This is a genomic window from Paenisporosarcina sp. P4_E4_2 (assembly GCF_056401595.1).
Genome location: NZ_JBFUJC010000086.1, coordinates 1 through 10,408, shown reverse-complemented (window position 1 = coordinate 10,408; position 10,408 = coordinate 1). Strand labels below are relative to the sequence as shown.

The following is a 10,408-nucleotide window of genomic DNA, read 5'->3' as shown; positions in this document are numbered from 1 at the left end:
CTTCATCAACAGGCACTTCGGTCGAGTAAGAAACAATTTGCTCAAATGGAATGCTTAATGGGAAAGGAAAATTATAAAATGGAGCATTCACCATTTTAATGATGACTGGTGACAACGTCATATGACCATGCTGAACGTCAGAAACCGTTCCAGAGAAAATGGGGCGGAATACTTGGCCGAGTAAGTTCAGCTGGACGGCCCGGGTTATGACAATTAGGTCATCCCCAATAAGCTTTTTCAGCTCTTCATATAAATTATCCTCTGTTTGTTCCATCAATTTGCCCCCTTATTATTTCAATCTTTTTCCAGCCATAACTTCAGGACCTTTTTCCATAGTGAGATTATCCCGATAGTTGAAACAAAGCGAATCTCGTTTAATGGAATCACGCTTACTTTTTTCTTTGACAGCTGAAGAATTAAATCTGCTTTTGTGGCTGACCCGATTTTCCCGAAAAAGATGTTGTCAGCTGTTCTGGTTTCAACCCAGATTCCTTTCCAGAAGTGAAGGTTTGTTTGAAGAGATTCTTCAAAAAACTGGCGGATTAGGACGTCTTTTTTAGCTACTGTCTCACCGAATTGAAGAACGAGCTTTTGCTGGAGGTTATTATCATAAATAAAATGTTGGTGGGTATTGGAGTAAGTGGGAAATCCAAAGGGGATGGTTGCAGATTGAATTGCTCTGTAGGGAATCCATAATCTTTTTTTCAGATCTGTCAGCATGACAAAATCTCTTCCAATCGTTGCAACTTTTCCCTCAGTCGTCAAAGGGATATCCTTTTCGATGACAAAAGAAACGACAACTTGCTGGTTCCGCTTCATTTTAAAAAACTGCTTCAAGAAAAGGACTTTCCTGCGGGATTCGTCTTGGCTCGTCACTTTAAACAGGTTTTTCTGGGCGATATACTCGGAAAGAATTCTCGTCTCTTCTTCGGAAACCGCACTGGTTGGTGAAGAAAACGAAGGATTTTTGTTCAAATCGTCCGTTGTCTGGCCTAACGATCCCGGCTCCTCAAAATGATCCTTCATCTGCAGGCTCCTTCATTTTGAAATCTCTTCCATAATTTATGTTGAGCCCATAATTTTATGAACTATAAAAAGACTAGACCAGCCAAACTATTCTGCTTCTTTTATCAATTGCATGAAATGGTGGAGAATTTCTTCGGTATTCACTTTTTTGTCTCCCACCGCCATGTCGTGGATGGATCTGATTTGGTTCTTTGAGTCCACAATATACATCGATGTGGAGTGGGTTAGGAACCCATCCTTATTCTTTTCAAACACAAAGTTGAAGGACTTGGTAAACCCTCTGATTTCTTTTTCAGAGCCTCTTAAAAACAGCCAATTGTCACTTGTGATTCCAAAAGCTTCTTTATATTGGAGAATTCTCTCTTCTGTATCGTAGGCCGGGTCCAGCGTCACCGATACAATAAGATATTGATCTTCAGTTATCCCTTCGTCCGCCATCGATTGCTGCAGATTTTGCAGATCAATCATAGTGGTAGGGCAAATATCTGGACAGTTTGTATAGAAAAATGTGATAAGTTTTGGCTTATCATGGGCAGGCACTTCCTCTGTTCCCACTTCTGTCAGTTCCCAATCAGTTACGGTACCCAACTTAGGCAAGCTGGTTGATTCGGGCCAAAAGAAGTAAATGGCCAAAATTCCCCCAATCAATAAAATGGTACATGCAAAAAATTTCATTTAACTCCTCCTTGGTTTTTTCATGAGAATGAGCTCCATTACACCCTAAATGAATAGCGAACGAGCTGGCATACGAGTGCATGAAGGCAGGCAATGAAAAAGGCCAGAATATACATGTTTTCAGCAATCATGGCTTCCGTTTCAATTGGGATCTTGCACAGGGCTGGATTTTGCAGGACTGCACCAAACATCATTCCCATGATTCCACCAATTGCACCATTATAAATTCCATTTAGGGAAGCAGGAGCTTTAATCATAGCCCCGAACTTCCAGCCAATGCAAAGTCCTATTACCAAGGGAATCAAATAAAAAATAGGCTGATTGACAGGAAGAAGCAAACGAGTGTAAAACGCCATGGCAAATGAAGACATCATGGATATAGCCATACACATCGACTTTGTAAATCGATCATCAAACAGGAAATGCTTCTTAATAAATATCGAGTAAACAAAAAAAGCTTCGAAAAAGCACCACATCAATAACAATATAATGGGCCACAAGGTTTACATCACGACCTTTTAATAGAAATGAGAATGGTGAGTAAACATAATGCAAAGACCCCATGCACGAACAAACTGAACAGGGTAGGCATTTCTACAACAGTTCCAATCATCGGGGACATCAGCCCAATGAACGCACCATTGGTCAATCCGGTTACAAACGTCTGGTAATCGAACAGGAGACCAAATAACGCACCAACCAATAGCCCCACGGCCGTTGATATCAGCGTAATCAACGTAAAATGGAATGGATATTGCTGCTGAAGCAAAACACCAGAAAGCAGAGCTGCCATCCCACCCATTGCCACACTAATGTTCATCCCCAACTGAAACCCGATTAACTTTTTAAAGCTTCGCAAATAAAAATAAAAACAAAGAGCTATCCAACCATCTACATAAAAGATGATTAAATGTGCAATTTTATCCATAGCCCCACCTCTACACAACATATGTACCAACAAATATGAACGAACTTTGTCCACTGTAAAATGTTGTATATTTGCCTGCTCTATGGGATTCCTTTCTGCATACACTGATAACAGTTTGAAAAAATATGCAGAAATTAGGAAATCGCCTGATCTCCAGTTAAATTTGGTAGAATCACTTTTTCTGCAAAAAAAAGGAGGCTATACATGACAGTCGGACCAATTAATGCGTTTGATGGTTTTCCTGTATGGTATAAAGATGAAAATAGATTGCGTCTTCAATTGAATGTCGATACTACTGATCCTTACTCAGGGATTACTCCTGCAGATTTGCCTAACCCAGCGCTGCCCGTGTCATTCCCGGATAACTATCCATCGGAAGCTTTTTATTTTCTGGCGGAAGCTGAAATGACTACTGGTACTGGCGAAAGAGCTAGGCTTGTCTTAGCTTTGGAAGCTGCTTTTGTAAGCGAAGTTCCTAGGGATGGAGACCAAATTGTATTTGGCAGAGTGCGGATTCGTATCTTTGGATTACAGCCAAATGCAGAGTATACGGTTACACACCCATATGGAACTGACACATTCATCGCTGAACCTGATGGAGAGGGAGCCGGGGAAATTAATTTTACAGAGGATATTGGCGGATTGAACGGCGGGGAATTCGAGCTTGCGCTTAACAGCCGCGTCCATCCATTTTTAAAATGGGATCCAAATGTTGCACCACTTGCCCCAGAAGGATATATTGGCAATCCAAATGTGCCCCATCTAATTACAGGCAGTGTGTTTGTTGATTCATTCGGACAGCCTCAAAACATTTTTCGGATTGAAGGGCCAGGAATTGGCATCGGATCCCCGGATCGCTCAACAACTCCTGGCCTTGACCCCGATAACTGTATTGAAACCAGACTTTTTACTGTTCTAGGAAAAATCTCTACCGTTTCGGGAGTCGATGTGACTAGAGCCAACTATACACAAACCGATAGCGCAGGCGGACTGCTAGATGTCTTTGCAGGTTCAGATGACACCGCACAAACGATAAGCGTTTCCGGAAACGGAATTGACACCGCCCTGCTTCAAGGAATAAACGGACAGTACTTTGCCCGAGTCGCTTATACAGGTGCCCGCCCCCCTGCTTCCCTTACTGTTACAAACTTGAGTGATGTTCCGAACAGTATAAAAGAAGCCGGGCCAGTTGATTTCATTACGGCAACGGCCAACTATGACACGAATTCACAAACTTTGGACGTCATTGCCTCATCCAGTGATTTGATTGGAGCACCGGCTTTATCCATAGAGGATTTTGGGGTTGGCGAGATCATCATTCCGCCTAACGGATTAAGCACTACAAGCCTCTCATTTGCACCGTCCCAGGTAACTATTAAATCGACAGCGGTAGGCACAAGGGTTATAGATGTATCAGTGACCGGTTCTCCTGATGGCCCTATACCTGTAGCAGCTAATGCCGGGCCCGACCAAACAGTTGTCGTTAATTCAACCGTGTTTCTGAACGGAACGAATTCAACGGGTGCTATCACCTCATATAATTGGATACAGTTATCCGGACCTACTGTTGCATTAACCGGTGGCACTACAGCAACTCCTACCTTTGTTACACCAGCTTCACAAGCAACTCTAGTATTTGATTTGACAGTTGATGGCGAAGGCGGACCTTCCACCGACTCCGTAAGTATTACGGTTCTTGACTCCACACCACCTCCAATTGCTGATGCAGGGCCAGATCAAGTCGTCCAGCAAGGAGCACTAGTGACGCTGGCAGGAAGTGCAACAGGGCTTGCAACATCTTACCAATGGGCTCAAATCTCGGGAGTTCCCGTACAATTAACCAATCCCAATACATCCACAGCCACATTTAGATTTCCCGCACAGCCAGCAACACTAACTTTCCAACTTACAGTCCAAGGTCCTGGAGGCATTTCTTCAGACACTGTCCAAGTGACATCGGTTCCGGAAACCTTGACTGTTACTCGGGCAGAGTATCGTACTGGTGATGCAGAATGGCGTATTTCCGGGACATCAAATGTGCTTCAAGCAGGGGCATCAATCTCTATCTATATCGGCAGTAGTCTTAACGGCACTCTCCTAGCCCAAGTGCCTGTGGATACATTAGGGGAATGGGAGTATCGGGTTGAAGGTTCCTCTCAGCTGCCAGATCAAACGAGAGCTATTTCCATTCAATCCAGCTCGGGCGGGACACTCCAAAATATACCACTTAATATTCGCAATTAAAAAACAATTGGTCAGGGATGCAAAAGTACGAACGCATCAAATCAATTGCCATCTTTATTAAGGAAGGAAGGATTAAATTGGATCGCTGTCCAAAATGTAATGGATCATCGAATAATTGTAATTGCGCACGTGGGCCTAGAGGTCCTAGAGGCTATCAAGGTCCCGTTGGTTTTAGAGGAGAACAAGGCCCCCCTGGACCAAAAGGCCAGCAGGGCCCACAAGGATTAAAAGGACCTAAAGGTAATCAAGGTCCTCCAGGTCCCAGTGGTGATCAAGGCATTAGAGGTCTACAAGGAATACAAGGACCAAAAGGGGATCAAGGTCCCCCAGGTCCCAGTGGTGATCAAGGCATTAGAGGTCTACAAGGAATACAAGGTCCAAAAGGGGATCAAGGCCCACCTGGACCACCAGGTATATTGCAAGCAGCTCATGGTTTCGGCATTTGCAATGTAATGAGCAAAGCGTCTGGGGCTGTTAGATTTATCATGCCTGGACCACTCCAAGATGTAGAGTTAATGCAAGACGGTCTGAAAGTATTGAAATCAGGGATTTATCAAATTAGCTATAAAATCATATTGGCATCAAATACAATAACTTGTTCGCCATCGACATTTCACGTAAAGATAAATGACGCCATTACGGTAGTATCGTCGTTCACCGAATCCACCACTGCTACCTCCCTGTCCTCTTCTGATTTAGTTTCATTGCTAGAAGGAGATATTGTTAAAATCCAAGCAGAATTACAGGAGCATTTTAGSTACAAATTGGCCACCCTGCAAATTATCCAGGTAGGGTGAAATAAAAAATGCCTGTGCACTTTCGATGCCCAGGCATTTTGACTATTGAGTACTACTCTCGTTAATTTCAATAGAGTCCCAGTTGGGGCTCTTTTTTTGTGCCTATGATACACTTATATAAAAATTAAAAGGAGTTTTTGTATGAGACTCATTTCTATATGCCCTAGCAATACTGAAGTTCTTGCCTATTTAGGCTTAACGGATCAGCTTGTCGGACTCGACGACTTTTCTGATTGGCCTTCTTCAGTTCAACATTTACCTCGATTAGGTCCGGATTTGTCAATTGATATCGATGCACTAGAGGCATTAGAGCCTGATCTTGTATTGGCTTCGCTCAGTGTTCCTGGTATGGAGAAAAATGTGAACGAATTAGTAGATCGTGGTATTCCCCATCTTGTGTTGAATCCTCAAAGTTTAAACGATATTGCAGAGGATTTACTGATTGTTGGTCACGCATGTGGTATTTCTGTTGAGGCTGAAAAGATCGTCTTGGAATACAGAAAATTTGTTGATGAAATGAAGATTCGCGCTACCCTTGTTTCCACTTATCCCGAATTATATTGGGAGTGGTGGCCGAAACCAATCTTTACACCCGGACAGGTAAATTGGTTAACTGAAGTCAGTGAAGTTTCTGGTGGGCGCAATGTCTTTCGTGACGTTGAATTGGCAAGTGTTCAGACAGATTGGGATGATGTAATGCGTCGCAATCCGGACTATATTTTCCTTGCTTGGGTTGGCGTTCAGCTATCTAAAGTGAATAAAAAAGTTGTTGAAAAACGGTCTGGTTATGAGAATCTAACAGATTTACAAAAGAACAATGTACATATAATGGAAGAAGAATTGTATTGCCGTCCCTCCCCGCGCCTTTTGGAAGGTGCGTTTAAGCTCGCCAATATCCTACATCCTGATATTTATGCCGATTTAGAATTACCTACATGGATTACTGAAAATAAGTGATTACGAAAAAAGCTGTCTTGATGACGATATTAGTCATCAAGGCAGCTTTACTTTTAAGACGAAAATCATCACAGTTTAACGTTGAGTGGTGGTTCGTTGGAAACATGTCTATCTTTTAATAAAAAAGACCGTTTTTATAATAAATACGGTCTTTCCTCTTATGTTATACGAATTTCACCATATGGTATTTCTTCTTGCCGCGACGCACGATTGAGAACGAATCATCCAAACGATTTTCAGCATTCACGATGTGATCGACAGCCGTCAATTTTTCTCCATTGATTGAAATCGCTCCATTCGTTACATCTTCACGAGCTTGACGTTTAGATGGCGAAACGCCTGCTTCAACCAATAAGTCCACAATGTTTTTGTCTTCTTTTGGCAATTCAATGGAAGGGACATCTTTGAATACTTCTTTCATTTCACTTGCAGATAATGATTTTAAGTCTCCGCTGAATAATGCTTGTGTAATACGCAGTGCATTATCCAAAGAGTCTTGACCATGAATCATACGTGTCATTTCTTCAGCAAGCGCCTTTTGTGCTTTGCGTAAATGTGGCTCTTCCGCAACTGTCACTTCAAATGCCTCGATTTCTTCACGTGTCAAGAAAGTAAAGATTTTCATGTACTTGATTACATCTGCATCTGCTGTATTCAACCAGAACTGGTAGAACTCATATGGTGATGTTTTTTCAGCATCTAACCATACCGCTCCAGAAGCCGACTTACCGAACTTCGTACCATCCGATTTCGTCACAAGTGGAATGGTCATACCAAATGCTTTTGATTCTTCGGTATGGGTTTTACGAATCATTTCAAGTCCAGTCGTAATATTACCCCACTGATCAGATCCCCCTACTTGAATTCGACAGTTGTGAGAATTGTATAAGTGATTGTAATCAATTGCTTGAATCAACATGTACGAAAATTCCGTGAACGAAATTCCGCCTTCCAAACGTGAGGCAACCGTATCTTTCGCTAACATGTAGTTAACTCCAATGTATTTTCCATAGTCGCGTAAAAATTCGATGACATTCATTGAACCGATCCAGTCACGGTTGTTAACCAAAACGGCTCCATTTTCAGAACCAAAATCAAAAATGCGTTCCATTTGAACTTTAAGACCTTTAACATTTTCATCAATTTGTTCAGTTGTTTGCAATTGACGTTCTTCGCTACGGCCAGACGGATCTCCAATCATTCCTGTAGCTCCACCTATCAACAGAATCGGTTGGTGGCCATGTAATTGAAAACGGCGCAATGTCAGTAAAGGAACGATGTGTCCAATGTGCATACTATCCGCTGTAGGATCCACTCCACAATATAAAGAGATTGATTCTTTATTCAAAAGCTCTTCCATACCCGCTTCGTCAGTCAGCTGGTAGGCAAGCCCTCTCCATTTTAAGTCTTCGATTAATGCGTTTGTCATTTGCCATTCCTCCTTGAAAATATGAATTGCGTAACTCGCCACTTTAGCTCAACTCCGACGCTGGAAGAAACATATCGGAAACTTGTTTCCGATTGAGTTTCTGAAGCGGAGGTGCGAGCTGGCGCGTGGAGCTAGACATAAAAAAGTCCCTGCACGATTAATAAAAATCATGCAGGGACGCTAAATACAATTTGCGCGGTACCACCCAGCTTGAAGGAACCAGTCCTTCCGCTCATCAGACACAGTATCGTTGTGTTGACGTTTAAGCTCCCAGCCTGTAATTCATGTATGCACACTGACCAGCTTTCACCACCCGCTGGCTCTCTAAACAGCACTTGCATTCATTACTTCGGACTTTTCATCACTCAAAATAATATATATTTTTTCATTGTACGCTTTTATTGTTCGTTGTCAATAAATATATTGGGCATCTACCATTTTATGATATAATAGGACAAGATTTTAGGAGGTCGATTCGGTTGAATGATCAAGTAAAAAACTGGTTGAAAAAAATAAACGAAACATGGGATAGGTGGACAAATGCACAGTGGGCTAAAGGCTTGCGCATTACCTCAGGGGTCATCTGGAATCTCGCATTAATTTTGCTTATTGTCCTTTTGGTAGGCGGCGCATTTGCAGGATCGGTGGCAGCTGGATATTTCGCTTCACTAGTCGATCAGGAACCACTTCGTGAAGAAGCGGATATGCGCGCATCCATCTTCAGTTATGAAGAGACCTCAGAAGTATATTTTGCGAACAATGTGTACTTAGGGAAAATAAGAACAGATTTACAGCGTCGTGAAACGAAGCTTGAGGAAGTTTCTCCTTATGTCCTTGATGCAGTGTATGCAACGGAAGATGAATATTTCCCAGTACATGATGGAATCGTGCCAAAAGCTATTTTCCGTGGGCTACTGCAGGATGTAACGAATTCTGATAGCCAGACAGGTGGATCCACACTTACACAACAGTTAATCAAAAATCAGATTCTCACAAATGAAGTTTCCTATGAACGCAAAGCAAAAGAAATTCTTCTTGCCATGCGCCTTGAAAAATTCATGGAAAAAGATGAAATTCTGGAAGCTTATTTAAATATCATCCCCTACGGCCGCAACGCTTCTGGTGCCAATATTGCAGGGATTGAAACCGCCGCAGAAGGAATTTTCAATGTCAAAGCAAAAGATTTAAATTTACCTCAGGCTGCTTTTATAGCGGGCATTCCGCAAGCACCTTTTGCTCATACACCATTCACTTCTGGAGGTTTATTGAAAGATGATGATGGTCTGAAACCAGGAATCGATCGGATGCTGACAGTACTGTATCGTATGAAAGAAACCGGCTACATAACGGAACAAGAATATAACGGAGCGATTGCTTACGATATTAAAAAAGATTTCCGTTCTCCTGAATTATTACCTCAGGAAAGATACCCTTTCTTAACATATGAATTGGAACGCCAAGCAAAACAGATTATAGCGGAATCGTTAGCTGAAAAAGACGGCATTGACCCTTCTCGTTTAAAAGATGAAGAAAAATTAAATGAAAAATATACAATTATGGCCGATCGTGCAATGCGTAACAACGGCTACCGAATACATTCAACCATAGACAAAGAAATGTATGACGCTCATCAAAAAGTTAAAGATGAATTTAAAAACTATGGCCCCTCTATCAAGGTTGAAAAATACAATGCCGAATCACAAAAAAATGAATGGGTTGAAGAACCTGTTCAGGTAGGCAGTGTGCTGATGGAAAATAGTACGGGCAGAATCTTAAGTTTTATCGGTGGACGTAGTTATGACATTGAAGCATCAAATCATGCAACACAAAGATATCGTCAAAATGGTTCAACCATGAAGCCTTTATTAATTTATGCTCCTGCCATTGAGTATGGTGTGATTGGTGCTGGAAGTCCGGTCGTCGATGTTGCATTCAAAAACTATGTAGACGGCAGTGGAAATCCATACTCACCTGGAAACTTCAATAAAGAGCAAGAACTTGGTATCATTCCTGCCCGACAGGCACTGGCAACTTCACAAAACTTGGCAGCTTTAAGATTGTATAATCAAATTGTCGAAAAACGGCCAGCCGAATTTTTAAAAAAACTCGGATTCTCTCGTTTAATAGATGAGGATTATGTAAACCTTTCCGCTTCAATTGGTGGTATTAGAAATGGTGTCACAATTGAAGAAAACACAAATGCTTATGCCACTTTGGCGAATGGTGGTCAATTTATCGATTCATATATGATTGAGAAAATTGAAGATGCTGATGGCAATATTATTTTCAAGCATCAATCAAAAGCTGTACCTGTCTACTCTCCACAAACATCATATATCGTAACTGATATGC

Annotated in this window: 10 protein-coding genes and 1 other annotated feature; of the genes, 4 read left to right on the top strand and 6 right to left on the bottom strand. The window is 41.8% G+C overall.

Annotated features, from left to right (window positions below):
* The 5 genes from AC1DSB_RS08370 to AC1DSB_RS08350 all read right to left on the bottom strand — a co-directional run.
* Nucleotides 1-274: hypothetical protein (locus AC1DSB_RS08370; RefSeq protein WP_477586423.1), on the bottom strand; the 274-nt coding region annotated here is incomplete at its 3' end.
* Between the two features lie 20 nt (nucleotides 275-294).
* Nucleotides 295-1,026 (bottom strand): hypothetical protein, encoded by a 732-nt coding sequence (locus tag AC1DSB_RS08365; RefSeq protein ID WP_477531183.1) that lies wholly within the window; start codon nucleotides 1,024-1,026, stop codon nucleotides 295-297.
* A gap of 87 nt (nucleotides 1,027-1,113) precedes the next feature.
* Nucleotides 1,114-1,701, bottom strand: coding sequence for an SCO family protein (locus tag AC1DSB_RS08360; RefSeq protein ID WP_477531184.1), 588 nt, complete (start codon nucleotides 1,699-1,701; stop codon nucleotides 1,114-1,116).
* Nucleotides 1,702-1,739: 38 nt separating this feature from the next.
* Nucleotides 1,740-2,087 carry a hypothetical protein gene (locus tag AC1DSB_RS08355; RefSeq protein WP_231391039.1) on the bottom strand — a complete coding sequence of 116 codons (348 nt, stop codon included), beginning with the start codon at nucleotides 2,085-2,087 and terminating at the stop codon, nucleotides 1,740-1,742.
* 122 nt (nucleotides 2,088-2,209) lie between these two features.
* Nucleotides 2,210-2,629: a hypothetical protein gene (locus AC1DSB_RS08350; RefSeq protein ID WP_477531185.1), complete on the bottom strand. Its 420-nt coding sequence runs from the start codon at nucleotides 2,627-2,629 to the stop codon at nucleotides 2,210-2,212.
* Between the two features lie 204 nt (nucleotides 2,630-2,833).
* On the opposite strand from AC1DSB_RS08350, the gene AC1DSB_RS08345 reads away from it, so the two are divergent.
* The 3 genes from AC1DSB_RS08345 (at nucleotide 2,834) to AC1DSB_RS08335 (ending at nucleotide 6,627) form a co-directional block, all read left to right on the top strand.
* A complete protein-coding gene (locus tag AC1DSB_RS08345; RefSeq protein ID WP_477531186.1) occupies nucleotides 2,834-4,873 on the top strand; it encodes a PKD domain-containing protein in 2,040 nt (679 codons plus the stop codon).
* Between the two features lie 77 nt (nucleotides 4,874-4,950).
* Nucleotides 4,951-5,670 carry a collagen-like protein gene (locus AC1DSB_RS08340; RefSeq protein ID WP_477586421.1) on the top strand — a complete coding sequence of 240 codons (720 nt, stop codon included), beginning with the start codon at nucleotides 4,951-4,953 and terminating at the stop codon, nucleotides 5,668-5,670.
* 141 nt (nucleotides 5,671-5,811) lie between these two features.
* Complete coding sequence (locus AC1DSB_RS08335) at nucleotides 5,812-6,627, top strand: cobalamin-binding protein (protein ID WP_016426601.1); 816 nt, start codon at nucleotides 5,812-5,814, stop codon at nucleotides 6,625-6,627.
* Nucleotides 6,628-6,790: 163 nt separating this feature from the next.
* Here AC1DSB_RS08335 and tyrS read toward each other — a convergent pair whose 3' ends face one another.
* Entirely contained in the window at nucleotides 6,791-8,056 is a 1,266-nt protein-coding gene (gene tyrS, locus AC1DSB_RS08330; protein WP_477531187.1) for a tyrosine--tRNA ligase, read from the bottom strand.
* Between the two features lie 170 nt (nucleotides 8,057-8,226).
* Nucleotides 8,227-8,427 (bottom strand) — a binding site (T-box leader).
* Between the two features lie 108 nt (nucleotides 8,428-8,535).
* On the opposite strand from tyrS, the gene AC1DSB_RS08325 reads away from it, so the two are divergent.
* Nucleotides 8,536-10,408: transglycosylase domain-containing protein (locus tag AC1DSB_RS08325; protein WP_477586418.1), on the top strand; the 1,873-nt coding region annotated here is incomplete at its 3' end.

Coding starts and splice junctions, on each gene's coding strand:
- AC1DSB_RS08365 (WP_477531183.1), bottom strand. CDS start 1,026: ATGAAGGATCATTTTGAGGAGCCGGGATCGTTAGGCCAGACAACGGAC.
- AC1DSB_RS08360 (WP_477531184.1), bottom strand. CDS start 1,701: ATGAAATTTTTTGCATGTACCATTTTATTGATTGGGGGAATTTTGGCC.
- AC1DSB_RS08355 (WP_231391039.1), bottom strand. CDS start 2,087: ATGGCTATATCCATGATGTCTTCATTTGCCATGGCGTTTTACACTCGT.
- AC1DSB_RS08350 (WP_477531185.1), bottom strand. CDS start 2,629: ATGGATAAAATTGCACATTTAATCATCTTTTATGTAGATGGTTGGATA.
- AC1DSB_RS08345 (WP_477531186.1), top strand. CDS start 2,834: ATGACAGTCGGACCAATTAATGCGTTTGATGGTTTTCCTGTATGGTAT.
- AC1DSB_RS08335 (WP_016426601.1), top strand. CDS start 5,812: ATGAGACTCATTTCTATATGCCCTAGCAATACTGAAGTTCTTGCCTAT.
- tyrS (WP_477531187.1), bottom strand. CDS start 8,056: ATGACAAACGCATTAATCGAAGACTTAAAATGGAGAGGGCTTGCCTAC.